The 25,153-nt window shown below is 66.7% G+C and carries 20 protein-coding genes; 10 read left to right on the top strand and 10 right to left on the bottom strand.

What is annotated here, in order from left to right; genetic code table 11:
* From ubiB to trxA, 10 genes are all read left to right on the top strand, one after another.
* Window positions 1-1,420, top strand: a 1,420-nt coding sequence (gene ubiB, locus ACXJL8_RS07280; RefSeq protein ID WP_456684813.1) for a 2-polyprenylphenol 6-hydroxylase, incomplete at its 5' end; no start/stop codon positions are given.
* Between the two features lie 56 nt (window positions 1,421-1,476).
* On the top strand, window positions 1,477-2,928 hold the full coding sequence (gene coaBC / locus ACXJL8_RS07285) for a bifunctional phosphopantothenoylcysteine decarboxylase/phosphopantothenate--cysteine ligase CoaBC (RefSeq protein ID WP_456618535.1): 1,452 nt from the start codon (window positions 1,477-1,479) through the stop codon (window positions 2,926-2,928).
* Entirely contained in the window at window positions 2,925-3,383 is a 459-nt protein-coding gene (gene dut / locus ACXJL8_RS07290) for a dUTP diphosphatase (protein WP_456618536.1), read from the top strand. The genes coaBC and dut overlap by 4 nt, the downstream gene beginning before the upstream one ends.
* Before the next feature lie 374 nt (window positions 3,384-3,757).
* Complete coding sequence (locus tag ACXJL8_RS07295) at window positions 3,758-6,262, top strand: ATP-binding protein (protein WP_456618537.1); 2,505 nt, start codon at window positions 3,758-3,760, stop codon at window positions 6,260-6,262.
* On the top strand, window positions 6,259-7,791 hold the full coding sequence (gene tsaE / locus ACXJL8_RS07300; RefSeq protein ID WP_456684814.1) for a tRNA (adenosine(37)-N6)-threonylcarbamoyltransferase complex ATPase subunit type 1 TsaE: 1,533 nt from the start codon (window positions 6,259-6,261) through the stop codon (window positions 7,789-7,791). The genes ACXJL8_RS07295 and tsaE overlap by 4 nt, the downstream gene beginning before the upstream one ends.
* Window positions 7,792-7,877: 86 nt before the next feature.
* Entirely contained in the window at window positions 7,878-8,195 is a 318-nt protein-coding gene (locus tag ACXJL8_RS07305; RefSeq protein ID WP_456618539.1) for a PilZ domain-containing protein, read from the top strand.
* A gap of 125 nt (window positions 8,196-8,320) precedes the next feature.
* The gene (locus ACXJL8_RS07310) at window positions 8,321-9,043 is read left to right on the top strand and encodes a nucleotidyltransferase family protein (protein ID WP_456618540.1); all 723 of its coding nucleotides are present in this window, start codon (window positions 8,321-8,323) and stop codon (window positions 9,041-9,043) included.
* Between the two features lie 176 nt (window positions 9,044-9,219).
* Entirely contained in the window at window positions 9,220-12,366 is a 3,147-nt protein-coding gene (gene addB / locus ACXJL8_RS07315) for a double-strand break repair protein AddB (RefSeq protein WP_456684815.1), read from the top strand.
* Window positions 12,360-15,869, top strand: coding sequence for a double-strand break repair helicase AddA (gene addA / locus ACXJL8_RS07320; protein WP_456618542.1), 3,510 nt, complete (start codon window positions 12,360-12,362; stop codon window positions 15,867-15,869). The genes addB and addA overlap by 7 nt, the downstream gene beginning before the upstream one ends.
* A 67-nt stretch (window positions 15,870-15,936) precedes the next feature.
* The gene (trxA, locus tag ACXJL8_RS07325) at window positions 15,937-16,257 is read left to right on the top strand and encodes a thioredoxin (protein WP_007598398.1); all 321 of its coding nucleotides are present in this window, start codon (window positions 15,937-15,939) and stop codon (window positions 16,255-16,257) included.
* 200 nt (window positions 16,258-16,457) lie between these two features.
* Here trxA and ACXJL8_RS07330 read toward each other — a convergent pair whose 3' ends face one another.
* The 10 genes from ACXJL8_RS07330 to sppA all read right to left on the bottom strand — a co-directional run bounded on the left by ACXJL8_RS07330 (window position 16,458) and on the right by sppA (window position 24,947).
* A complete protein-coding gene (locus ACXJL8_RS07330; protein ID WP_456618543.1) occupies window positions 16,458-16,886 on the bottom strand; it encodes an SRPBCC family protein in 429 nt (142 codons plus the stop codon).
* 205 nt (window positions 16,887-17,091) lie between these two features.
* Window positions 17,092-17,832: a metallophosphoesterase family protein gene (locus ACXJL8_RS07335; protein ID WP_456618544.1), complete on the bottom strand. Its 741-nt coding sequence runs from the start codon at window positions 17,830-17,832 to the stop codon at window positions 17,092-17,094.
* Between the two features lie 24 nt (window positions 17,833-17,856).
* Entirely contained in the window at window positions 17,857-19,200 is a 1,344-nt protein-coding gene (locus ACXJL8_RS07340) for a bifunctional folylpolyglutamate synthase/dihydrofolate synthase (protein ID WP_456618545.1), read from the bottom strand.
* On the bottom strand, window positions 19,197-20,138 hold the full coding sequence (accD, locus tag ACXJL8_RS07345) for an acetyl-CoA carboxylase, carboxyltransferase subunit beta (RefSeq protein WP_456618546.1): 942 nt from the start codon (window positions 20,136-20,138) through the stop codon (window positions 19,197-19,199). Before accD ends, ACXJL8_RS07340 begins: the two co-directional genes overlap by 4 nt.
* Before the next feature lie 111 nt (window positions 20,139-20,249).
* Entirely contained in the window at window positions 20,250-21,086 is an 837-nt protein-coding gene (trpA, locus tag ACXJL8_RS07350) for a tryptophan synthase subunit alpha (RefSeq protein WP_456618547.1), read from the bottom strand.
* Window positions 21,083-22,300, bottom strand: coding sequence for a tryptophan synthase subunit beta (trpB, locus tag ACXJL8_RS07355; protein WP_456618548.1), 1,218 nt, complete (start codon window positions 22,298-22,300; stop codon window positions 21,083-21,085). Before trpB ends, trpA begins: the two co-directional genes overlap by 4 nt.
* On the bottom strand, window positions 22,297-22,956 hold the full coding sequence (locus ACXJL8_RS07360) for a phosphoribosylanthranilate isomerase (protein ID WP_456618549.1): 660 nt from the start codon (window positions 22,954-22,956) through the stop codon (window positions 22,297-22,299). Before ACXJL8_RS07360 ends, trpB begins: the two co-directional genes overlap by 4 nt.
* Before the next feature lie 66 nt (window positions 22,957-23,022).
* On the bottom strand, window positions 23,023-23,415 hold the full coding sequence (locus ACXJL8_RS07365) for a lipopolysaccharide assembly protein LapA domain-containing protein (RefSeq protein WP_456618550.1): 393 nt from the start codon (window positions 23,413-23,415) through the stop codon (window positions 23,023-23,025).
* A gap of 73 nt (window positions 23,416-23,488) precedes the next feature.
* Entirely contained in the window at window positions 23,489-23,794 is a 306-nt protein-coding gene (locus ACXJL8_RS07370; protein WP_456618551.1) for an integration host factor subunit beta, read from the bottom strand.
* A 172-nt stretch (window positions 23,795-23,966) separates the two neighbouring features.
* Complete coding sequence (gene sppA / locus ACXJL8_RS07375; protein ID WP_456618552.1) at window positions 23,967-24,947, bottom strand: signal peptide peptidase SppA; 981 nt, start codon at window positions 24,945-24,947, stop codon at window positions 23,967-23,969.
* Window positions 24,948-25,153: the final 206 nt, after the last annotated feature.

Raw genomic sequence — 25,153 nt, forward strand, 5'->3', positions numbered from 1 at the left:
GCATGGGCCACGGCTGTCGCGCGCGCTGACGCGGATGGGCCCGGCCTATCTCAAGCTCGGACAATTCCTGGCGACGCGCCCGGACGTCGTCGGCGTCATCATGGCGCGCGACCTCGAAAGCCTCCAGGATCGCCTGCCGCCGTTTTCGCAGGAAGAAGCCGAGGCTGCGATCGCGACGTCGCTGGAGCGGCCGCTCAAGGACGTGTTCGCAAGCTTCGGCCAGCCGGTCGCCGCCGCCTCGATCGCGCAGGTGCATCGCGGCGAGGTGTTGCGCGACGGTGTCCGCAAGTCGGTTGCGGTCAAGGTGTTGCGGCCCAACGTAGCTGCGCGCTTCCGCCGTGATCTCTCGGATTTCTTCTTCGTCGCGTACAAGGCCGAGGCCTATTCGTCGGAGGCACGGCGGCTGCGCCTGATCGAGGTCATCAACACGATGTCGCGCTCGGTCGCGATAGAGATGGACCTGCGGCTTGAAGCGGCTGCAATGTCGGAGATGGCGGAGAACACAGGCGACGATCCTGATTTCCGCGTGCCGACCGTCGACTGGGACCGCACCACGCACAACGTGCTGACGATGGAGTGGATCGACGGCATCGCGCTGAACGATCACAAGCGCCTGGCGGAGGCGCAGGTCGATCTGCCCGATCTCGGCCGCAAGGTGATCCAGAGCTTTCTGCGGCACGCGCTGCGCGACGGCTTCTTCCACGCCGACATGCATCCGGGCAATCTGTTCCTGGATGAGGCCGGACGTCTCGTCGCGGTCGATTTCGGCATCATGGGCCGGCTCGGCATGAAGGAGCGGCGCTTCCTCGCGGAAATCCTGCTCGGCTTCATCACCCGCGACTATCGCCGCGTCGCGGAGGTGCATTTCGAGGCGGGCTACGTGCCCGCGCATCATTCGGTCGAGAATTTCGCGCAGGCCATCCGCGCCATCGGCGAGCCGATCCACAACCGCACCGCCGAGGAGATCTCGATGGCGCGGCTGCTGACGCTGCTGCTCGAGGTCACCGGCCTGTTCGACATGACGACGCGGCCCGAGCTGATCCTGCTGCAGAAGACCATGGTCGTGGTCGAGGGCGTGGCGCGCGCCTTCGATCCCAGGCTCGACATCTGGAAGGTCGCCGACCCCGTGGTGCGCGAGTGGATCGAGCGCAATCTCGGTCCGATCGGCCGGGTCCAGGGCGCGCTGTCCGGCACCGGCGACCTCGCGCGCGTGCTGATGCGGCTTCCCGACATCGCGCAGCGCTCTGTCATCGTGCTCGAGCAGCTGGAGACCATGACGCGGGAGGGCCTGCGGCTGTCGCCGGAGAGCATCGCGGCGATGGGCCGCAGCGAGGGCCGCAAGAACCGCTGGCGCACCGTGGCGCTCTGGATCATCGCCGCGACCTTCATCGGCATCCTCATCGCCGTCCGGAATCTATGATTGCACTGCAATCATAGAGATGATAGCATCGCTATCATTCCGTGCTGGAGGGTGTCGTGGCAAGCCTGACCATCCGCAAGCTCGACGAGAACGTCAAAACCTATCTGCGCCTGCGCTCGGCCAAGAACCGCCGGTCGGTCGAGGAAGAGGTCCGGGTCATCCTGCGGGAGCTGATCGAGGGCCGCGAGGAGCCGCTGACGCCGTTCGCGGTGCCGCCCGCGGCATCCCCCGCGGCCACGTCCCCGCGCACCGGCGCCCTGCCTGAGGCCAGCGTCACCCTGATCATCGGCGGCGGGATCGCCGCCTATAAGTCGCTCGACCTGATCCGCCGCCTGAAGGAGCGGCGGGTCGAGGTGCGCTGCGTGCTGACCAAGGCGGCACAGCAATTCGTCACGCCGCTGGCCGTCAGTGCGCTCTCGCATGAGCGCGTCTATACCGACCTGTTCGATCCCCAGAGCGAGTTCGACGCCGGCCATATCCGGTTGGCGCGCGACTGCGACCTGATCGTGGTGGCGCCGGCGACCGCCGACCTGATGGCCAAGATGGCGAACGGCCACGCCGACGATCTCGCCAGCGCCATCCTGCTCGCGACCAACCGCAAGGTGCTGCTGGCGCCGGCGATGAATCCGCTGATGTGGAACAACGCCGCCACGCGCCGCAATGTCGGCCTGCTTCAGCGCGATGGCGTGGTGTTGATCGGGCCCAATTCCGGCGAGATGGCCGAAGCAGGCGAAGCCGGAATCGGCCGGATGTCCGAGGCGGTCGAGATTGCGGCTGCCGCCGAGCGCCTGCTGCGGCCGCCGGTGCCGCGCCCGCTCGCCGGCAAGCGCGTGCTGATCACCGCAGGCCCCACCCATGAGCCGATCGATCCGGTGCGCTACATCGCCAACCGCTCCTCCGGCAAGCAGGGCTTTGCCATTGCCGCAGCCGCCCAAGCCGCCGGGGCCGAGGTGATCCTGGTCAGCGGCCCGGTCGATCTTGGCGATCCCCAGGGCGTGACGGTGAAGCATGTGGAATCGGCGCGGCAGATGCTGGAGCAGGTCCAGGGATCGCTCCCAGCCGACATCGCCATCTTCGCCGCCGCGGTCGCCGACTGGCGCGTCGCCAATGAAGGCGAGCAAAAGCTGAAGAAGACCTCGGCCGGCATGCCGCCGCTACAGCTGGTCGAGAACCCCGATATCCTCGCCACGATCTCGAAGCTTGAGGACAAGCGCCCGCCGCTGGTGATCGGCTTCGCCGCCGAGACCGAGCACCTGATCGACAACGCCAAGTCCAAGCTCCAGCGCAAGGGCTGCGACTGGATCGTCGCCAACGACGTTTCGCCCGCAACCGGGGTGATGGGCGGCGACCGCAACACCGTTCATCTCATCAGCCGCAAGAATGACGAGAACAACGCCGAGATCGCGGTTGATTCCTGGCCGGTGATGACCAAGGAACAGGTCGCCACCGAACTGATCGCGCACATCGTCAAGAGCGTGATCGGCAAATCCCTGGAGCCCGCATCTTGAGCACGAAAGTCACGGTCGAACTGCAACGCATGGCCCATGCCGAAGGACTGCCGCTGCCGGCCTATCAGACCGCGGAGGCCGCGGGCCTCGACCTGATGGCTGCGGTTCCGGACGGCGAACCTGTGACGCTTGCCCCGGGCCAGTATGCGCTGGTGCCGACGGGCCTCGCGATCGCATTGCCGCCCGGGCACGAGGCGCAGGTGCGGCCGCGCTCGGGGCTCGCCGCCAAGCACGGCGTCACCGTGCTGAACTCGCCGGGCACGATCGACGCCGACTATCGCGGCGAGATCAAGGTGATCCTGATCAATCACGGCGCGGTTCCCTTCGTGATCAAGCGCGGCGAGCGCATCGCGCAGATGGTGATCGCACCCATGGTGCAGGCCGCGCTGGTTCCCGTGGCGACGCTGTCGGCGACCGATCGCGGCGCCGGCGGCTTCGGCTCGACCGGCCGCTAGCCGGGCTGAGTGTTGGATACACCTCTCCCGCTTGCGGGAGAGGTCGCGGAGCGAAGCGACGCGGGTGAGGGCTCTTTCCTCTGGGGGATTGTCCCGTTGCGGAAACACCCTGTCCCCAACCCTCCCCCGCGAGCGGGGAGGGAGCGCACCTGCATCGTGGCAGCCAATCTGCGTGACGCGCTAACGCACGACAGCTTCAGCCGAATCACCCGAGGAATTACGTGGGTTGGAACCGCCCGGCCGGCATTTTTGTGGGGCTACGTTTGCGTTCACGATCTGGACTCTTACCGGTGGAGTCACGGTGGGGGTATTGTCCTTTGATTCGCGCGCGACGGGGGTCGCCGCGCGCAAATCCGTGCGGTCTTGGGGCAACTATGTCAGGCGTGATCGTGTCGATGCGTCGGACGCTGCTGTCATGCACATCCCTGGTGCGCGACGGCCTTGTGGGAAGTGCTCTCGCGGCGTTGCTGCCGGCTGCGCCGGCCGAGGCGGCCGACCTCGTCGACACCCTCTCCATCGTGCTGGACTTCAACCGGCAGGAACTCGCGGTGCTGGCGACCGCACTGGCCCTGCTCGGCTTCTCGGTCCTGGCTGCGATTCTTCTGATGCGCACGCGCGTGCGCACGGCGACGAACGAGGCGCGGCTGCGGACGCGGATCGGGGACCTGCAGCTCCAGGCCGACCGCTTCGGCGCGCTGCTGTTCGCCGAGCCGCAGATCCTGATCTCCTGGCCGGCCGGCGACAATCGCGCGCAGATTTCCGGCGACATCTCGATGGTGCTGCCGCGCGACTCGTCTCCGCAACGCGTGCTCGCGTTCGGAACCTGGCTGCCGCCGGAACCGGCGCTCCAGATCGATCACGCGGTCGATGCGCTTCGTGACCGCGGCGACGGGTTCCAGATCACGCTGACCACGGCCAACGGCCGCACGCTCGAGGCCATCGGCCGCGCCATCGGCGGTCAGGCCATTGTCCGGATCCGCGAATTGTCGGGCCTGCGCCGCGAACTGGCCGAGACCAATCTGCGCTACAAGGCGCTCTCCGACGAGACCGAGATGCTGCGCGGCTTTGCCGCGGCGGCGCCGTGGCCGATCTGGGCCAAGGGCGAGAACGGCGCACTGACCTTCGCCAATCCCGCCTATGTGCGTGCCACCGAGGCGACCAGCGTCGGCGATGCCCAGCAGCGCAAGCTCGAGCTGCTCGACAGTGCCGACCGCACCGCCATGGAACGCGGCCTGAAGGACGCCGCCGGCTTCACCTCGCGGCTGCCGATCGTGATCGGCGGCGAGCGGCGTATCTACGACGTGCGCGCCGTCAAGGTCGGCAGCGGCAGCGTCGGCGTCGCCATCGATGCCAGCGAGGCCGACGCGCTGAGCTCGGCGCTGGTGCGGATGGCGGAAGCGCATCGCCGCACGCTCGACCAGCTCTCCTCCGGGGTCGCCCTGTTCGACGGCCAGCGGCGGCTCGCCTTCTACAACGATTCCTACCGGCGGCTGTGGGACCTCGACCGCACCTTCCTCGACGGCAGCCCCGACGATTCCAGCGTGCTCGACCAGCTCCGCGCCGCACGCAAACTGCCGGAGCAACCGGACTTCCGCGCCTGGAAAACCAAGCTGCACGAGGCCTATCGCGCGGTCGAGACCACCAAGGACACCTGGTTCCTGCCCGACGGCCGCGCGCTCTCCGTCGTCACCACGCCGAACCCGGAAGGCGGCGTCACCTATCTGTTCGACGACGTCACCGAAGGCCTCGAGCTCGCCCGCCGCTTCGACGGCCTGATCCGGGTCCAGCGCGAGACGCTGGACAGCCTCGCCGAGGGCGTCGCGGTGTTCGGCAGCAACGGCAAGGCGCAGCTGTTCAATCCGGCCTTCGTCCGGATGTGGAAGCTGTCGAGCGACGCCATGCGCGACGAGCCGCACATCCAGACCGTCGAAGGCTGGTGCCATCAACTGTTCGACGACGCGATCGTCTGGCGGCAGATCCGCGAGGCCATCACGTCGATCGAGAACCGTGCCGACGTCCCGCTCAAGCTGGAGCGCAAGGACGGCAGCGTGCTCGACGGCATGATCCGGCCGCTGCCCGACGGCGCCACCATGCTGACGTTCCAGGACATCACCGACACCGAGAACGTCGAGCGCGCGCTGCGCGAGCGCAACGAGGCGCTGGAGGCCGCCGACCAGATGAAGGTGGATTTCGTCCACCACGTCTCCTACGAGCTGCGCTCGCCGCTGACCACCATCATCGGCTTCGCCCACTTCCTCAGCGATCCCTCGACCGGCCCGCTGACGCCGAAGCAGGCCGAATATCTCGACTACGTCACCAAATCGACCAACGCGCTGCTCGCGCTCACCAACAACATCCTCGATCTTGCGACCATCGATGCCGGCGCGATGAAGCTGGAACTCGGACCGGTCGACGTCACCAAGGCCATCGAACTTGCCGCCGAAGGCATCCAGGACCGGCTCGCCACCGACCGCATCCGCCTCAAGGTCGAGATCGCCCCGGATGTCGGCAGCTTCACCGGCGACGAGAAGCGCGTGGTGCAGGTGCTCTACAACCTGCTGGCCAATGCCGTCGGCTTCTCTCCACAGGATTCCACTGTCGGCATCAGCGCGCGCCGAACCGACCGCAATGTCGTCTTCACCGTGACAGATTCCGGGCCTGGAATACCCGCCGACATGAAGGACAAGGTGTTCAACTGGTTCGAAAGCCGCTCGCAGGGCTCGCGTCATCGCGGCGCCGGGCTCGGGCTGTCGCTGGTGCGCTCCTTTGTCGAGCTGCATGGTGGCAAGGTGCGGGTGGATTCGATCGTGGGCAGCGGCACGGTCGTGATCTGCGACTTCCCGACCGACCAGGCGGCGCATCGCGACGCCGCCGAATGAGCGCGCCCACGACCACGTCAGCGACATTCTCCGTCGCGCTCGTCAACGAGACGGCCACCGCAGAGCTGATGGCCGACCTTGCGTTGTTGGTCGGACCCGGCGACGTCATCACGCTCACCGGCGATCTCGGCGCCGGCAAGACCGCGGCGGCGCGCGCCATGATCCGCTATCTCGCCGGCGACGGGGCGCTGGAGGTGCCGAGCCCCACCTTCACCCTGGTGCAGGGCTACGAGCTGCCGCCATTCTCCGTGATGCATGCCGATCTGTATCGCGTCGAGGACGAGAGCGAGCTCGAGGAGATCGGGCTGTCGCCGCTGCCGGACGCCACGCTCGTGCTGATCGAATGGCCGGAGCGGGCGCCGTCGGCCATGCCCGAAGACCGCATCGACATCGCGCTGACGCACCGGCCGGCGCTAGGCTCGAACGCGCGCGCCGCCGACATCACCGGTTACGGCAAGGGCGCAGCCCAGGTCGCGCGGCTGGAGGCGCTGCGCGAATTCCTCGACGCATCCGGCTACATCGGCGCGACGCGCGAGCGCATGGCCGGCGACGCCTCGACCCGTTCCTATGCGCGGCTGATCCGCGACGACGGCATCGTCATCCTCATGAACTTTCCGCAGCGTCCCGACGGCGCAGCCGTCTACGGCGGGAAATCCTACAGCGCCGCGGTGCATCTCGCCGAGAACGTCAAACCCTTCGTGGCGATCGACGAAGGCCTGCGCGCGCAAGGCATCTCCGCGCCCGCGATCCATCACTCCGATCTCGACCACGGCTTCCTGATCACCGAGGATTTCGGCAGMGAGGGCGTGATCGAAGGCGATCCGCCGCGTCCGATGTCCGCGCGCTACGAAGCCGCGACCGATGTGCTGGCCGCGCTGCACGGCAGGACGCTGCCGGAAACGCTGCCGCTGGCTGAGCAGACCTACGCCATTCCGGTCTTCGACGCCGAGGCGCTGCTGATCGAAATCGGGTTGATGCCGGAATGGTATCTGCCCGACCGCAATGCTCCGCTGAGCGAGGCGGCCCGCGCGGAATTTTTCACGATGTGGCGCGAGCTGTTGCAGAAGCCGCTGGCGGCGCCGAAGACGTGGATCATCCGCGATTTTCACTCGCCGAATCTGATCTGGCTCTCGGAGCGCACCGGCATCGCACGCGTCGGCGTGATCGACTTCCAGGACACCGTGCTCGGACCGCAATCCTACGACGTCGTCTCGCTGCTCCAGGACGCCCGCATCGACGTGCCCGAAAGCCTCGAGCTGACGCTGCTGTCGCGCTACATCAAGACGCGCCGCGCGGAAGATGCGAGCTTCGATCCGGCCGGCTTCGCCGAGCTCTATGTCATCATGTCGGCACAGCGGAATACGCGCCTGCTCGGCACCTTTGCCCGCCTCAACCGCCGCGACGGCAAGCCGCATTATCTGCGCCACCAGCCGCGGATCTGGACCTATCTCCAGCGTTCGCTGGCGCATCCCGCGCTTGGCCCTTTACGCGATTGGTATCTCGCCAACGTCCCGCCGCCCCAATCCTGATTCGAGGCCGATTTACCGGCTGTTAGCCAAGACGCCGGTATTCTGGAGGCGAGCAGCCGGATCACGACGGGGCTGGAGCAGGGCAGATGGCGGTGAAGACGGACCAGCGGGGGAATAGCCGGGTTGTTTTCGAGCGCGGGATTGCGGCCCAGATGATGGGGATCGACGGCACCTGGCGGCGCGACTGCACCATGGAGGACGTCTCCGAGAGCGGCGCCAAGCTGACCATCGACGGCTCGGTCGAAGGCCTCCATCTGAAGGAATTCTTTCTGCTGCTGTCGTCCACCGGACTTGCTTACCGCCGCTGCGAGCTGGCCTGGGTCAATGGCGACCAGATCGGCGTCAATTTCCTCAAGCTGGGCGACAGAAAGAAAAAAGTGCGCTCCACAGCCGTCGGAGCATGATGGCAACACCCGTCGTACAAACGTCACGGCGGGTGATTAAGGCGGTTGAGGTTCGGTGCAGCTGACCGAGGCCCGTGCTAGGATTGCTGCGAACGCGAAATCAAAAGGTCCGAAAAAGGCGAAGGATGTCCGTCAAACCGACCAAAGCCATGGTGCTCGCCGCAGGGTTTGGCCTGCGCATGCGTCCGTTGACGGATAAGATGCCGAAGCCGCTGGTGCCGGTGGCCGGCCAGCCGCTGCTCGACCATGTGCTCGACAAGCTCGGCCAGGCCGGCGTGACCGAGGCGGTCGTCAACGTGCACTATTTGCCGGACCAGATCATCGACCACGTCGCGGGCCGCCGGCATCCGCGCGTGACCATTTCGGACGAGCGCGACCAGGTGCTCGGCACCGGCGGCGGTGTGGTCAAGGCGCTGCCGCTGCTCGGCGATGCGCCGTTCTTCCATGTCAATTCCGACACGCTGTGGATCGATGGCGTGCGCTCCAACCTGGCRCGCCTTGCGGAAAACTTCGATCCGGCGCGGATGGACATCCTGCTGCTGATGGCGCCGACCGCGACCAGCATCGGCTATGGCGGCCGTGGCGATTACGGCATGCTGCCCGACGGCGCCTTGCGCAAGCGCAAGGAAAAGGAGGTCGTTCCGTTCGTCTATGCCGGCGCGGCCATTCTGTCGCCGTCGATCTTCGCCGGCGCGCCAACGGGCGAGTTCTCGCTGACGAAGATGTTCGACCGCGCCAATGAGCAGGAGCGGCTGTTCGGCCTGCGCCTCGACGGCGTCTGGATGCATGTCGGCACCCCCGACGCCGTGCACGCGGCGGAAGAGGCGTTTCTGGAGAGCGTGGCGTAAGGCCTCCCGTCATTCCGGGGCGCGCGTAAGCGCGAACCCGGAATCTCGAGATTCCGGGTTCGATGCTTCGCATCGCCCCGGAATGACAGTGGGAGAGCGGGGACGATCTCCCCTCCGCCCATATCCATTTGAGTCCGCCGCCCTATATTGGCGCCTGATCCCGAATCAGGCAGCCCATGCGCGTTTTCAGCGTTCCCATCTCAGTTCCGTTCCTGCGCACGGTCGTATCGAGCCTGCTCGACGGCCGGCTGGTCGACGGCTTCGAGGCGCGCAACGAGCCGGCGCGGCTTGCGGACGCCACGCTCTATCTGCCAACGCGGCGCGCCATGCGCGTCGTTCGCGAGATCTTCCTCGACGAGATGCAGGCGGACGCGGCGGTGCTGCCGCGCATCGTCGCGCTCGGCGACATCGACGAGGACGAGCTCGCCTTCGCCGACGAAGCCGAGCAGTTTTCGAGCGCAGCCCCGCTCGAGATTCCGCCGCGGCTCGGCGAGCTCGACCGGCGGCTGACGCTGGCGCGGCTGGTTGCGGCCTGGGCCAAGGGCCCGGTGCTGGCACCGCTGGTGGTCGGCGGCCCCGCCTCGACGCTTGCGCTCGCCTCCGATCTCGCACGCCTGATCGACGACATGGTCACGCGTGGCGTCGACTGGAGTGCGCTCGACGGCCTCGTGCCTGACCAGCTCGATCAATATTGGCAGCACTCGCTCGAATTCCTGCGCATCGCGCGCATCGCCTGGCCCGGCCATCTCGCCGAGATCAACCGGATCGAGCCCGCGGCGCGGCGCGATCTTCTGATCGCGGCGGAGGCCAAGCGGTTGACCGCGCATCCGCGCGGGCCGGTGATTGCGGCCGGTTCGACCGGCTCGATGCCAGCCACCGCAAAATTCCTCCTCGCGGTCGCATCGCTGCCGCATGGCGCGGTGGTGCTGCCGGGACTCGACACCGATCTCGACGAGGACGCCTGGCGAACCATCGGCGGCGTGCGCGATGCACTCGGCAAGTTCGCCGAGCATCCGGCATCGAACCATCCGCAATATGCCATGCACGCGTTGTTGCAGCGCTTTGGCATCAAGCGCAGCGATGTCGATATTCTCCAGCCGCCGGCGGAAGGTGGGCGGGATCTGCTGGCATCCGAATCGATGCGGCCATCGGCGAAGACGGAGATCTGGCACGACCGCCTGAAGCAACCGGATGTGGCCGCAAAGATCACCGCCGGCATGGCGAATCTCGCGGTCGTCGAATCTCCCAATCCCGAGATGGAGGCGCTTGCGATCGCCATTGCGATGCGCGAGGCGCGGCATCTCGACAAATCGGCGGCGCTGGTGACGCCGGACCGCGCGCTGGCGCGGCGGGTGATGGCCGCGCTGACACGATGGAACCTCGCTTTCGATGATTCCGGCGGCGACGTGTTGATGGAAACCTCGGCCGGCGTCTTTGCGCGCCTCGCGGCGGAGGCGGCGACCAAGGGACTGGAGCCGCCGACACTGCTCGCGATGCTGAAACATCCGCTGTGCCGGCTCGGCCGCGGACCGGGCGCGTGGAAGACGGCGATCGAGGGGCTCGAGCTTGCCGTCTTGCGCGGCACGCGGCCTCCTGCGGGCACGGCAGGCCTCTCGCGCGAATTCGGCCGTTTTCGCGAGGAGCTCGCAAAACTGTGGCGCGGCGAGGTTTCCGCCTTGCACCGCGCGGAGCCGCGCGCACGTCTCAAGGCGGAGGACCTCGATCGCATCCAGGCGCTGATCGATGCCTTGCGACACGCCTTGGCGCCGATCGAGAGCCTGGCCTCGTCGAAACCATATGACTTCGCCGAGCTCGCGCACCGGCATCGCGAGATCCTGGTCGAGCTGTCGCGCGATGAGCAGGGCATTTCGCTTGCGTTCGAGGAGCGCGAGGGCCTCGCGCTCGCCGGCGCCTTCGACGATCTCTTGCGCGGTGGCACGACCAGCGGATTGATGGTTCCGCTGCCGGATTATCCGGACGTCTTCCAGACCGCGTTCGGCGATCGCGCGGTGCGGCGTCGGGACAGGCCGGGCGCACGGCTTCATATCTACGGTCCGCTGGAATCGCGCCTGATGCAGGCCGACCGTGTCATCGTCGGCGGCCTGATCGAGGGCGTCTGGCCGCCGGCGCCGCGCATCGATCCCTGGCTGAGCCGGCCGATGCGGCATGAGCTCGGCCTCGATCTGCCGGAGCGCCGCATCGGCCTCTCCGCCCACGATTTTGCGCAGCTGCTCGGCGCCGATGAAGTGATCCTGACTCATTCCGCGAAAGCCGGCGGCGCGCCGGCGGTGGCCTCGCGCTTCCTGCACCGGCTCGAGGCGGTCGCGGGCGACGCACATTGGAAGGCGGCGATCCGCGCCGGCGAGCAGTATGTGCAGTTCGCAAGCGCGCTGGACCAGCCCGACGACGTCAAGCCGATCAAGCAGCCCGAGCCGCGGCCGCCGCGCGCGACGCGGCCGCTGAAGATGTCGGTCACCGCGATCGAGGACTGGCTGCGCGATCCCTATACGATCTACGCCAAGCACATTTTGCGGCTCGACGCGCTCGACCCCGTCGACATGCCGCTCTCGGCGGCCGATCGCGGCTCGGCGATCCACGACGCACTCGGCGAATTCACGGAAAGCTATGCAACGCGCCTGCCCGCCGATCCCGCCCGCGTGCTGCGCGCGATCGGCGAAAAATATTTTGCGCCGCTGATGGAGCGGCCCGAGGCGCGGGCGCTGTGGTGGCCGCGCTTCCAGCGCATCGCGCGCTGGTTTGGCGAATGGGAGACKGCGCGGCGAGACGTGATCGAAGCCATCACCGCCGAGACCCGCGGTGAGATCTCGATCAGGCTCGACCATGAGCGCAGCTTCCAGCTCTCCGCCCGCGCCGACCGCATCGAGCGGCGCCAGGGCGGCGGCTACGCCATCCTCGACTACAAGACCGGCCAGCCGCCGACCGGCAAGCAGGTCCGCATGGGCCTGTCGCCGCAGCTCACCCTGGAAGCCGCGATCCTGCGCGAGGGCGGCTTTCCCGACATCGACGCCGGCGCATCCGTGAGCCAGCTCGTCTATGTCCGCCTCAGCGGCAACAATCCGCCCGGCGAGGAGCGCATCCTCGAGCTCAAGTACAAGCAGGGCGACGAGCCGCAGCCGCCGGACATTGCGGCCGCCGAAGCGCGGGCCAAGCTGGAGGCGCTGATCCGCGCCTTCGACGACGAGAACCAGCCTTACACCTCGCTGAACCTGCCGATGTGGACGAATCGCTACGGCACCTATGACGATCTCGCCCGCATCAAGGAATGGTCCGCGGCCGGCGGACTGGGGATTGAAGAATGGTGAAGGCCCCGCGTCCCATTCCCGATACGGTGCGTGCGACGCAGGCGCGCGCCTCGGATCCGACGGCCTCGGCCTTCGTCTCGGCCAATGCCGGCTCGGGCAAGACCCATGTGCTGGTGCAACGGGTGATCCGCCTGCTGCTGTCGGGCGTCCCGCCGGAAAAGATCCTCTGCATCACCTTCACCAAGGCTGCCGCAGCCAACATGGCCGAGCGCGTGTTCACCACGCTCGGCCATTGGGTCACGCTGGACGATGCCGCGCTGGATGCGGCGATCCGCGCGGTCGGCATCCCGCACCCGAATTCCAAACTGCGCCGCGAGGCGCGCAAATTGTTCGCCTGCGCCCTGGAAACGCCGGGCGGGCTGAAGGTGCAGACCATTCATGCGCTGTGCACGCGCCTGCTCCAGCAGTTTCCGTTCGAGGCCAACGTGCCGGCGCGCTTCGCCGTGATCGACGAACGCGACCAGACCGACATGATGGAGCGCGCCAATCTGAAGGTGCTGCTGGAGGCCGCGCGCAATCCGGAAAGTGTCACCGGCGGCGCGCTGCTGACCGCGATGGCGAACGCCGCCGACGTCACCCTCAAGGAGGTCGTGCGCGAAGCCTGCCTGAGCCGCGATCATTTCATGGCCTGGACCGACCAGGCCGGCAACGCCGAAGCCGCGGCCGCGGAGATGGCGGCGGTGCTGGGCATCGACGCCAGCGATCGCATCGAGGATGTCGAGAACGATATCCTCGATGGTCCGTTCCTGCCGCGATCGCGCTGGGACGATATCGCCTTTGCGCTGGAAGACGGCAGCAAATCGGACAACGACCAGGCAGGCCGCCTGCGCGAGGCAAAAGTCTTTTCCGGCGCCGCACAGGTCGATGCTTATCTCGGTGTCTTCCTCACCGACGAGAAGCTGCCGCGCAAGGCGGTGCTGACCAAGAAGTTCTGCGATCAAAATCCGTCCGTCGCCCGCCTGTTCGAGGCCGAGGCGCAACGCATCGGTGGACTGATCGAAAAGCGCCGCGCGGTCACCGTGCGCGACCGCACCGCTGCCCTGTTGCATATCGCGACCGCTGCCGCCGCAAACTATCGGCGCGAGAAGCAGGAGCGCGGTCTGCTCGATTACGACGACCTCATCGACAAGACGCTGGCAATGCTGAACCGCGTCTCGTCGGGCTGGGTGCATTACAAGCTCGACCGCGGCGTCGATCACGTCCTGATCGACGAAGCCCAGGATACGAGCCCGCGGCAATGGGACATCGTCGCCCACATCATCTCCGAGTTCACCGCCGGCGAAGGCGCGCGCGAGGGGCTGAACCGCACGGTTTTCGCCGTCGGCGACGAGAAGCAGTCGATCTTCTCGTTCCAGGGCGCGGCACCGCATGAATTCGATGCGCGCCGGCGCGAGCTGCACCGCAGATTCACCGCCGCCGGGCTGAAATTCGACCCCGTCGCCTTCACCTATTCGTTCCGCTCGGGCGCCGCGATCCTGCATGCGGTCGACCACGTCTTTCGCGAGCCCGCGATCTACAAGAGCATCCATTCGGTCGAGACCGGCCATCCCCTGCACAATGCGCTCGCCGACGCGGGTCCGAGCGTCATCGAGCTGTGGGACCTCGCCGAAGCCGACGACCGGCAGGATATCGAGGGCTGGCGCGCGCCGTTCGACGGCGTCGCCGTCACCAGCCCCGAGGTGAAGCTCGCCCGCCGCATCCAGACCGAGATCAAGCGGCTGGTCGAGAGCGGCACGCTGACGGGGCACGAGGGCGAACGCCGCCCCTTGCGTTATGGCGACATGCTGATCCTGGTGCGCCGTCGCGGCAATGCGTTCGATGCCGTGATCCAGGCGTTGAAGCACGCCAACGTCCCGGTCGCCGGCGCCGACCGGCTGAAGCTGACCGAGCACATCGCAATCATCGATCTGATCAACCTTGCCGATGCGCTGCTGCTGCCGCAGGACGATCTCGCGCTCGCCGTGGCGCTGAAGAGCCCGCTGTTTGGCCTCGATGACGACGATCTGTTCCAGCTTGCCCATGACCGCAAGGGATCGCTGCGCCGCGCGCTCGGCGAGCATGCGGGCTCAAACGAGAAGTTCGCAATAGCGCTGCGGCGCCTGGAGGCCTGCGAGGCGCGTGCGCGCGACGAGACGCCGTTCGCCTTCTATGCCTGGCTGCTCGGCGGCGACAAGGGTCGCGCGCGCATCCTGCGCCGGCTCGGCTTTGAGGCCAACGACGCGCTCGACGAATTCCTGGAGCTCGCGCTGAACTATGAGCGCAAGGCGCCGGCCTCGCTGCAAGGCTTCATGGCCTGGCTGCGCTCGGCCGACACCGAGGTGAAGCGCGACATGGAAATCTCGCGCGACGAGGTGCGGGTGATGACCGTGCACGGCGCCAAGGGCCTGGAGGCCTCGGTCGTGTTCATGGTCGACACCACGTCCTCGCCTTCGGACTCGCAGCGGCTGCAACTGATCCAGGTCCCGCGCGGCAATGGCGGCGAGGTGGTGGTCTGGGCCGGCCGCAAGGCCGACGATCCGAAGCTGGTCGCCGAGGCACGCAACGCGATGATCGAGGAGACCGAGGACGAGTACCGACGACTGCTCTACGTCGCAATGACGCGCGCTGCTGACCGTTTGATCGTCGGCGGCTGCCTGCCGGGTAACAGGAAGACGGTCCGCAAGCTGAGCTGGTACGACCTGATCGACACCGGGCTCACCGGCTCGGGCCTGGAGAAGCAGACGGTCGAGACGCCGCTCGGCAAGGTGACGCGATTCGCCCGGCCGGCGGATGTCGCGGCGCTGGGCACGCCGGCGGCCTCGGTGGACCGGACGGTCGCGCTGCCGGCCTGGCTGCGCACGCCGGCGCCGCGCGAACATCTCGACGACGATCCGGTGCGCCCGTCGGGCCAGGCCGCCGAGGAGGGCCGCAGCGTGCGGACCGGCGAATCGGTCCAGTCGCGCGCACTTGCGCTGCAACGCGGCACGCTGGTGCACCGGCTGCTGCAATCCTTGCCGGACATCGCCGCCGGGCGCCGGCGCGAGGCCGCGCTCGGCTTCATGGCCCGCAATGCCGCGGACTGGGCCGAGGCCGACCGCGCCGCGCTGGCCGACAAGGTGCTCGCGCTGATCGCCGAGCCGCGCTTTGCGCCCGTCTTTGCCGCCGGCAGCCGGGCCGAGGTCGCCATCGCCGGCCGACTGGAGCGCCCAGGTCGTCCGCCGGCGCTGGTGTCGGGGCAGATTGACCGTCTGGTCGTCCGTCCGGATGAGGTGCTGATCGTCGATTTCAAGACCAACCAGGCCGCGCCGAGGAGCGCCGCCGCGGCGCCGGCGGCCTATGTCCGGCAGCTTGCGCTGTACCGGGCGGTGCTGGCCCGGCTTTATCCCCAAAGGCCGATCCGGGCCGTCCTGCTCTGGACCGAGGCCCTTGAATATATGGAGATTTCAGCCCCCGCGCTGGACGCGGCGCTGGCATCCCTTCATGTCGGCGTGAGCGTCCTTGACCCGGCAAGGAGCCGTTCATAGGTTGACGCCATGATCCCCGGCGCGATTCCAGGTCGCGTCGATTCTTTCAACCGAACGAGGTACTCCAATGGCCGTTGGCAAGGTTTCCGATACCGATTTCGAAGCCGAAGTGCTCAAGGCGAACGGTCCTGTGGTCGTCGATTTCTGGGCCGAATGGTGCGGCCCCTGCCGCATGATCGCCCCCGCGCTCGACGAGATCGCCGGCGCGATGGGCGACAAGGTCAAGATCGTCAAGCTCAACGTCGACGAGAGCCCGAAGACCGCGTCGAAGTATGGCGTGATGTCGATCCCGACGCTGATGATCTTCAAGGGCGGCGAGATGGCCTCGCGCCAGGTCGGCGCGGCGCCGAAGGCGAAGCTGCAGCAGTGGATCACGTCGGCGGTCTGATCCGCGTCGCGTCAGAAGGTTTGTGCAACGGCCGGCGAAAGCCGGCCGTKTTGTTTTGCCGGTAGCCCGGATGGAGCGCAGCGCAATCCGGGGCCGCCGTCACTTGCGGCACGATTTCCGGATTGCGCGGAGCCTGTCATCGGGCGGCGCTTCGCGCCGACCCGTTGGCTCCATCCGGGCTACTCGGCGACTGATCCGCGTCATGCCGATCTCGTTTCGGCGAGTTTAGCCAGACTGGCGAGAACATCGGGAAAGTCCGACGCGACAGCGGGACCGATCTCGGAGGCCTGGGGTCCACTAGCGTCGACGGCGTAAACGACACGCGTACGCGTCGGTCCAAGGGCTTCGATGCGATGGGCGACCTTGATGACGAGATCGCCGACGCGCGTTTCGTCGATGAAACACTCGTTCTCGCGGACCTCGATCAGCTGCGAGCGCAGCGCCTCCTCGCCGGGAGGCTTCATCGTGAACCAGGTTCCGGCCGCAAATGGCCCGTCGATGTCGATCTCCTCGATACCTGCGTTCCAGGTTTTCCAACCGGGCACATCGCGGAAGATGCTCCAGATCGTCTCTGCGCCTGCCGATGTCTCGACCGCGTATTCGCTCCGCCAGACCTCTTGGTCAATCATGGCGCCGCCTCCCTTATGCAAGCCTGCTTATAACAAGCGAGCCTGCATAAATATCAAGATCGGCAATTGCCGGCTCGTAGCCCGGATGGAGCGAAGCGTAATCCGGGATTTCCATGCGTGATGTCGGCCCCCGGATTGCGCGGAGCCTGTCATCGGGCGGCGCTTCGCGCCGACCCGTTGGCTCCATCCGGGCTACGCGCCTGCGCTAGCTGATCCACCCCGTCGCCAATGCATGCGCCAGCTCCGGCTGATTGTTACGGCGTGCGAGCGCGGCCATCGCCTCGTGATCATAGACGACATGGCGGAACGTCACCTGCCAGGCGCCGTCGGCGAATTCGAGGATCGCGTAGCGCGCGTGCGGGGTGCCGGCTTCGACGACATGCGGGGACGGATGCGTGTCGCGATAGCCGGGGCTGCCGACGCTGCCGGGATTGACGATCAGCCGGCCGTCGCGCAGCCGCACGGCGCGGGCGAGATGGGTGTGGGCGCACAGGATCAGCGGCTGCGTGATGCCTTGCGCGAGCTGCTCGATCCGGTCCAGCGGCGATAGCGCGACGGTGCCGTCGGGATGCACGGTGTCGAGCCAATAGACCTCATCGTCGCCGGGCGTCGCGTGGCAGAGCAAGACCTGGTCGCGGAATACCCGCGTCATCGGCTGCGTGCGGAGCCAATCGAGATGCCGGCTATCCAGCTGCGCATGGGCGGGACGGTCCCATGAGCCCATTGCCTCGGGCGGCCGGTCGAGCAGATAGCGATCGTGATTGCCGAGCACATGCACGGCATCCAGTTTCATCAGGATGTCGATGGTGCGCCGCGCATCCAGCGGACCGCTCAGCATGTCGCCGAGATTGACGATCTCGGCGATGCCTTGTGCGCGGATATCGGCGAGCACCGCTTCCAGCGCGAGATGGTTGCCATGGACGTCGGCAATCGCGGCAAAACGCATTGGCATTTCCTGTTGCCCGGATCTCTATGCAGGAGGCGTGCCGTTGATGGCGAGCACGTGGCCGGCGAGATAGAGCGAACCGGTGATCAGGATGCGCGGCGGCACTTGGTAGGCGAGCTGTGACAGCGCGCGCAGCGCGACTTCGACGCCGGGCATGATCTCGACGCGCATGCTGAGGCTGCGCGCGGCATCCGCAAGGCGATCGGGCGGCATCGCATTCTCGATGTCGGGAATCGGCACCGCGATGATGTGACGGGTCAGGCCGGCGAAATTGGCGAGGAAAGCCTGCGCATCCTTGTTGGCCATCATGCCGGCGATCACGACCAGCGGCCGCGACACCCGCTCTTCGAGGTCGCCGAGCGCGGCCGCCGCGACGCGACCGCCCTCGGCATTGTGCCCGCCGTCGAGCCAGATCTCCGAGCCCTGCGGTCCCCAGCCAAGCAGCGCGCCGGCCGTGATGCGTTGCATCCGCGCCGGCCATTCGGCGCCGACGATGCCGGCCTCGAACGCCGCTTGATTGATCTTGAAGGCGCTGATGGCGCGCAGCGTTGCGATCGCAAGCCCGGCATTGTCGAACTGGTGGCGGCCGAACAGGCGTGGCGCCGCGAGATCCATCAGGCCGCGATCGTCGGAATAGACCAGCCGCCCGTGCTCGACATTGACATGCCAGCCCTCGCCGGCGGCAAACAGTGGCGCGCGCATGCGTTTGGCCTGCGCTTCGATGACGGCCATCGCCTCGCCCGTCTGCTCGGCCGAAATCACGGGCACGCCGCGCTTGATGATGGCGGCCTTCTCGGCGGCGATCGATGTCAGGGTATCGCCAAGGAAATCCATATGATCCATGCTGACCGGCGTGATCACGCAGGCCGCAGGCGTGTCGATCACATTGGTCGAATCAAGCCGACCACCAAGGCCGACTTCGAGCAGCACCACATCGGCCGGATTCTGCGCGAACAAATGCAAGGCAGCGGCGGTCTCCAGCTCGAACACGGTCGCAGCCTCGCCGGCATTGACGCGTTCGACCTCTTCCAGCGCCGCGCGCAATTCGTCGTCGCCGACGAGCACGCCGCCGCCGGCGCGGCCGAGCCGGAAACACTCGTTGATGCGGACCAGATAGGGCGAGGTGTAGGCGTGAACGCGCAGGCCCGCCGCCTCCAGCGTGGCGCGCAGATAGGCGAGCGTCGAACCTTTGCCGTTGGTGCCGGCGATGTGGATCACCGGCGGCAGCTTGCGCTCGGGATGGTCGAGCCGCTCGAGCAGGCGGTGCATCCGCTCCAGCCCGAGATCGATGCGCTTATCATGCAGGGCCGACAGCCGCCCGATCAATTCACCGAGCGACGGTTTTGCGCTGTCCGCGGAGGCGTTCACGCGTGCGGCGCGGCCGGCGCCACGTCGGGGGCCGATACGATCTGCGCCGGGCTCAACACCGGCTGCGCCGATTTCGACGCGGTCTCGAGCGCCGGCGACCTGGTCAGGAGACGGCAGAGCCGTGCCAGCGTCGGGCGCAAATCATGGCGGTGCACGACCATGTCGACCATGCCGTGCTCCTTGAGATATTCCGCGCGCTGAAAGCCCTCGGGGAGCTTTTCGCGGATGGTCTGCTCGATCACGCGCGCGCCGGCAAAGCCGATCAGCGCGCCGGGCTCGGCGATCTGCACGTCGCCGAGCATCGCGTAGGACGCGGTGACGCCGCCCGTGGTCGGGTTGGTCAGCACGACGATGTAGGGCTGCTTGGCCTCGCGCAGCATCTGCACGGCAACGGTGGTGCGCGGCATCTGCATCAGCGACAAGATGCCTTCCTGCATGCGCGCGCCGCCACTGGCCGCGAACACGACGAACGGCGACTTCTTCTCGACCGCAAGCTCCAGCCCGCGCACGATGGCCTCGCCCGCGGCCATGCCGAGCGAGCCGCCCATGAAATCGAAATCCTGCACGGCGATGACGACCGCGGCACCTTCGAGCTTGCCGTAGCCGACCTTGATCGCGTCGTTCAGATTGGTCCGGGCGCGCGCATCCTTGATGCGGTCGACATATTTCTTCTCGTCACGGAACTTGAGCGGATCGGGCGTGACATCAGGCAACGCGACGTCGAACCAGGTCTCGTTGTCGAAGATCGACTTCATCCGCGCCACCGCGCCCATGCGCATGTGGTAGTTGGAGCCGGGAATGACGAACTGGTTGGCCTCGACGTCCTTGTAGAACACGAGCTGTCCGGAATCCGGGCACTTGATCCACAAATTCTCCGGCGTCTCCCGCCGCAGGATATTGCGGATTTTCGGCCGGACCACGTTGGTGAGCCAATTCATGATTTGCTCCGATTAGCGAATCCACACCTGGATCGCCTGAAGGGATATATGGCGGCCGGAGCTTCCCCCGGCAAGCCGCCGTGTCACCCGCCCTGAGAGCGGAATTATGGCCTATTCCGCCGCCTGTTGCGCGCCTTTGACGCCCTGGGCCAGGGCCGCCGTCAATTCGGCGACGGCGTTAACGGTTTTGGCGGTCGCCCGGCCCTCCGCATCGAGGCTGTTCTTGAGCGCATCGACCAGCGCGGTGCCGACCACCGAACCATCGGCCTTCTCGGCAATGGCGCGCGCCGCCTCCGGCGTGCGGATGCCAAAGCCAACGCAGATCGGCAGCTTGGTATGCCGCTTGATGCGCGCGACAGCTTCACCAACGGCATTGGCGTCCGCCGCCGCTGCACCGGTGATGCCGGCGATAGAGACGTAATAGACAAAGCCTGATGTGTTCGCGAGCACCGCGGGCAGGCGCTTGTCGTCGGTGGTCGGGGTCGCGAGGCGAATGAAGTTCAGGCCCGCCTTCAGCGCGGGAATGCAGAGCTCGTCGTCTTCCTCCGGCGGCAAATCGACGATGATCAGGCCGTCAACGCCGGCCGTCTTGGCATCAGCCAAAAACTTGTCGACGCCGTAAATGTAGATCGGATTGTAATAGCCCATCAGCACCAGCGGCGTGACGTTGTCGTCCTTGCGGAAGTCGCGCACCAGTTCCAGCGTCTTCTTCAAGGTCATGCCGTTCTTGAGCGCGCGCAGACCTGCGGCCTGAATCGAGGGACCATCCGCCATCGGATCGGTGAAGGGAATGCCGAGTTCGATGACGTCGGCGCCTGCCTTGGGCAGCGCCTTGACGATATTGAGCGACGTCGTGAGATCGGGATCGCCGGCCATCACATAGGTGACAAAGGCCGAGCGGCCCTGCTTTTTCAGCTCGGCGAAACGGGTGTCGATACGCGTGGTCACTTGGCTTTGCCCCTCAGGATGTCGCCGACCTGCGGCACGTCCTTGTCGCCGCGGCCGGAGAGGTTGACGACCATCAGGTGATCTTTCGGCCGCTTCGGCGCGAGCTCCATCACCTTGGCGATGGCATGGGCGGGCTCGAGCGCGGGAATGATGCCTTCGAGCCGCGACAGCAGCTGGAATGCGGCGAGTGCCTCGTCGTCGGTCGCCGAGAGATAATTCACGCGGCCGATCTCGTGCAGCCAGGAATGCTCGGGGCCGATGCCGGGATAGTCGAGACCGGCCGAGATCGAATGCGCGTCCTGGATCTGGCCGTCCGCGTCCATCAGCAGATAAGTGCGATTGCCATGCAGCACGCCGGGACGGCCGCCCGCGATCGACGCCGCATGCAACTGCGTCAGTCCGTGGCCGGCCGCCTCGACACCGAAGATCTCGACGGTGGAATCGTCGAGGAAAGGATGGAACAGGCCCATCGCGTTGGAGCCGCCGCCGATGCAGGCGACCAGCGAATCCGGCAGGCGTCCTTCGACCTCCTGCATCTGTGCCTTGGTCTCATTGCCGATGATCGACTGGAAGTCGCGCACCAGCGTCGGATAGGGATGAGGACCGGCGACCGTGCCGATGCAGTAGAACGTGTTGTGCACGTTGGTGACCCAGTCGCGCAGCGCCTCGTTCATGGCGTCCTTCAGCGTGCGCGTGCCCGACTGCACCGGGACCACCGTTGCGCCCAGCATCTCCATGCGGATGACGTTGGGCTGCTGCCGCTCGACGTCGACGGCACCCATATAGACCACGCATTCGAGGCCGAAGCGCGCGCACAGCGTCGCGGTGGCGACGCCGTGCTGGCCGGCGCCGGTCTCGGCGATGATGCGCTTCTTGCCCATGCGCCGCGCCAGCATGATCTGGCCGAGCACGTTGTTCACCTTGTGCGAACCGGTGTGGTTGAGCTCCTCGCGCTTCAGGTAGATCTTGGCGCCGCCGAGATGCTCGGTGAGACGCTCGGCGAAATAGAGCGGCGAGGGCCGGCCGACATAGTTCTTGAGATAGCCGTTCATCTCGGCCTGGAAGGCCGGATCGGCCTTGGCCGCGGTGTAGGCCTTCTCCAGATCGAGGATCAGCGGCATCAGGGTTTCAGCGACGAAACGGCCGCCGAAAATGCCGAAATGGCCGCGCTCGTCGGGGCCGCTGCGATAGGAGTTTGGTTTGGCGATGTTCATCGGACGCTCAACTCTTGCGTGGCGCGGCATGCGCGAATGAAGGCCTTGATCATCTCCGGATCTTTCACGCCGGGGGCGCTCTCGACACCGGAGGACACGTCGACACCGCAGGCGCGGGTCACGCGAAGGGCCTCGGCGACGTTCTGCGCATGCAGGCCGCCGGAGACCATAAAGGGCAGGTTCAGATCGAGGTTTTCGAGCAGGTGCCAGTCGAAGGGCGCGCCCAGGCCGCCGGGACGCGTCGCATCCTTTGGCGCGCGCGCGTCGAACAGGATGCGGTCGGCAATCGCGGCGTAGCCGGGCAGCACGGCGAGATCGGCCGCGACCTCGACCGGCACCGCCTTCATCACCGGGCGGCCGAACCGCTGCTTGATGTCGCGCAGCCGCGCCACGCTTTCCTTGCCGTGCAGCTGGAAAATGTCCGGCGACAGCGCGTCCATGATGTTGTCGAGCGTGGCATCGTCGGCATCGACGGTGAGCGCGACCTTGAGCGCACGCCGCTGCACCTGCCGGCCGAGCTCGCGCCCCGCCTCCAGCGACAGATGCCGCGGCGACGGCGGAAAGAACACGAACCCCACCATGTCGGCGCCCGCGTCGAGCGCCGTTTCGAGCGTCTCGCGCGTGGACAGGCCACAGATTTTGACGAGCAGGGACATGGTCTCAAAGCAAATGGGGGCCGCGGGCCCGCGGCTGGAAAACCGGGTTTTCGGTTGCGGCCGCTTCTACAACGTCGCGCGCTGCTTGTCTCGCCCGATGGGCCCGTAAAGGCCCACCCCGGAGGGGGCCGGGAGACGTTGCGGCTCGGGCCGCGCCGGGGTCATCGAGGCCCGCAGACCGGCGAGCTCGGTCCTGGCAGCCCGCGCATCCGCCTCATGCCGGCGTGCCGAGCGCCGCCAGCGCCGCTGACCGAACCAGACGGCGCAACCGCCCGCCAGGACACCCAGCGCAGCCACCAGGATCAGCAGCAGGAACAGCGGCAGCGTCACCGACAATGACGGGTCGTTCGACATGAAGGGATCGAAGGAGACCGTGACGAAATGCCGGTTGGCGACGGCGAAGGTCACCAGGAGCAGACCCAGCGGAATCACGATCAGCGCGGTCAGGAACTTTCGCATCTCGCTTCGCTCGCCTTGAATCAAAGCGTCCGGCCGCACCGCTAGCCGGCCGCGGCAAACCCTGACGCCGGACTCAGTCTGTACCGCCGGGATCCGGATGGTCGCGATTCAGCCGTTCGCGCATTTCCTTGCCGGTCTTGAAGAACGGAACGCTCTTCTGATCGACGGGGACATGGGCGCCCGTGCGCGGATTGCGCCCGGCGCGTGCCGGGCGATGCTTCACCGAGAAGGCACCGAAGCCGCGCAGCTCGACGCGATCACCGCGCGCAAGCGCCGCTACGATCTCTTCGAGGATCGCATTCACAATGTTCTCGACATCCCGCTGGTACAGATGCGGGTTGTGCTCGGCGATACGCTGAACAAGTTCGGATTTGATCATCGAGAGATAGGACCCGGAAGCGTGCGGATGACCATTTCCGTGAAAATACCTTGATCTGTCAAGACGCTAAATCAAGGTTGAGCGTCGTGAAAATGCGTGACAAATGCCAAAAAACAGGGCTGCCCCGACGCTCGCCAGACGCGAAAAACCTCCGAAGCTCGCCCGGTTCCGGTCAATTCGACGCTGCCGGCTGCCATAACGCCAGCATTCCATCCATTCCGAAGCGATCGACCGCCTGCGCCACGCCGGTTTGTCCGATCTGGTGCGCAATCGAGCCTAAGCCAAGCGCTTCCAGCGTGATGGCCGCGGCCGTCCTGAGGAACGGCAGATCGCTGAAGCGGGGCTGGAGCTTGTAATCGCGCACGGTGAGCCCCTTCTTGACGCCCTTCTGCTCGACCAGCCAGGTCACGGCCGTCTTCTCGTCGCCGAGCTGGTCGACCAGCTTGAGATCGATCGCCTGGCGTCCGGTGAAGACGCGGCCATCGGCGATTTTTTCGAGCTGCGTGTCATCCATGCCACGCCGTTCCTTCACCAGTCCCTTGAACCAGGCATAGGAATCCTTCACCAGCGCGTCGAGCGCGGCGCGCGCTTCGGGACTGGTCGGCTCAAAACCGTTGGGCGCGGCCTTCAGCGGCGAGGACTTCACCTCCTCGACCTTGACGCCGACGGTCTTCAAGAGCTCGGTGACGTTGGGAAACTGGAACAGCACGCCGATCGAGCCGACCAGCGAGCTCTGCTGGGCGATGATGTGGTCGCTCGCGATCGCCGTGATGTAGCCGCCGGAGGCGGCAAGGCCTTCGACCACGACGACGAGCGGCTTCTTCGCCTTCAGCCGTACCAGCGAATCGTAGAGCTGCTCGGAGCCGGCGGTGGTGCCGCCGGGCGAGTTGATGTGGACGATGACGGCGGCGGCCTGCGAATTCTCCAGCCGCTCCAGCGCCTGGGTGCGGTCGGAATCGCTGCGGATCAGGCCATCGATCTGGACCCGCGCGATCGAGCCGGCGGATGCGAAGGTGCCGCGCGCACCGGGCGTCGCGACCAGCGCGAAGCCGGCAATGGCCGCAATCGCGATCAGCGCGGCCATCACGCGCCAGAACGTCAGCTTGCGGCGGATCCTGCGGCGATCGACGATGATGTCCGAATCGAGCGACATCGGAATATCTCCAAATGAGAAGCCAAGCGCGTTGTGCCGTCACATCGTGACCATTGGCTTATCTCGATACATCAATTGCGGCGCAATTTGAAGAAAACAAGGCTGGTAGCCGCGTAAGCCAGGACCTTGCCACACACTCATTGTCGTCCCGGCGAAGGCCCATAACCACAGGGAGCCGCGCAGCCCGGATGGAGCGCAGCGTAATC

Source organism: Bradyrhizobium sp. P5_C11_2 (genome assembly GCF_054049755.1).

Bases quoted from the DNA above. Each gene is read 5' to 3' on its own strand.
- ACXJL8_RS07295 (WP_456618537.1), top strand. From the start codon at position 3,758: ATGTCAGGCGTGATCGTGTCGATGCGTCGGACGCTGCTGTCATGCACA.
- ACXJL8_RS07305 (WP_456618539.1), top strand. From the start codon at position 7,878: ATGGCGGTGAAGACGGACCAGCGGGGGAATAGCCGGGTTGTTTTCGAG.
- addA (WP_456618542.1), top strand. From the start codon at position 12,360: ATGGTGAAGGCCCCGCGTCCCATTCCCGATACGGTGCGTGCGACGCAG.
- trxA (WP_007598398.1), top strand. From the start codon at position 15,937: ATGGCCGTTGGCAAGGTTTCCGATACCGATTTCGAAGCCGAAGTGCTC.
- ACXJL8_RS07330 (WP_456618543.1), bottom strand. From the start codon at position 16,886: ATGATTGACCAAGAGGTCTGGCGGAGCGAATACGCGGTCGAGACATCG.
- ACXJL8_RS07335 (WP_456618544.1), bottom strand. From the start codon at position 17,832: ATGCGTTTTGCCGCGATTGCCGACGTCCATGGCAACCATCTCGCGCTG.
- accD (WP_456618546.1), bottom strand. From the start codon at position 20,138: ATGAATTGGCTCACCAACGTGGTCCGGCCGAAAATCCGCAATATCCTG.
- trpB (WP_456618548.1), bottom strand. From the start codon at position 22,300: ATGAACATCGCCAAACCAAACTCCTATCGCAGCGGCCCCGACGAGCGC.
- ACXJL8_RS07360 (WP_456618549.1), bottom strand. From the start codon at position 22,956: ATGTCCCTGCTCGTCAAAATCTGTGGCCTGTCCACGCGCGAGACGCTC.
- ACXJL8_RS07365 (WP_456618550.1), bottom strand. From the start codon at position 23,415: ATGCGAAAGTTCCTGACCGCGCTGATCGTGATTCCGCTGGGTCTGCTC.
- ACXJL8_RS07370 (WP_456618551.1), bottom strand. From the start codon at position 23,794: ATGATCAAATCCGAACTTGTTCAGCGTATCGCCGAGCACAACCCGCAT.
- sppA (WP_456618552.1), bottom strand. From the start codon at position 24,947: ATGTCGCTCGATTCGGACATCATCGTCGATCGCCGCAGGATCCGCCGC.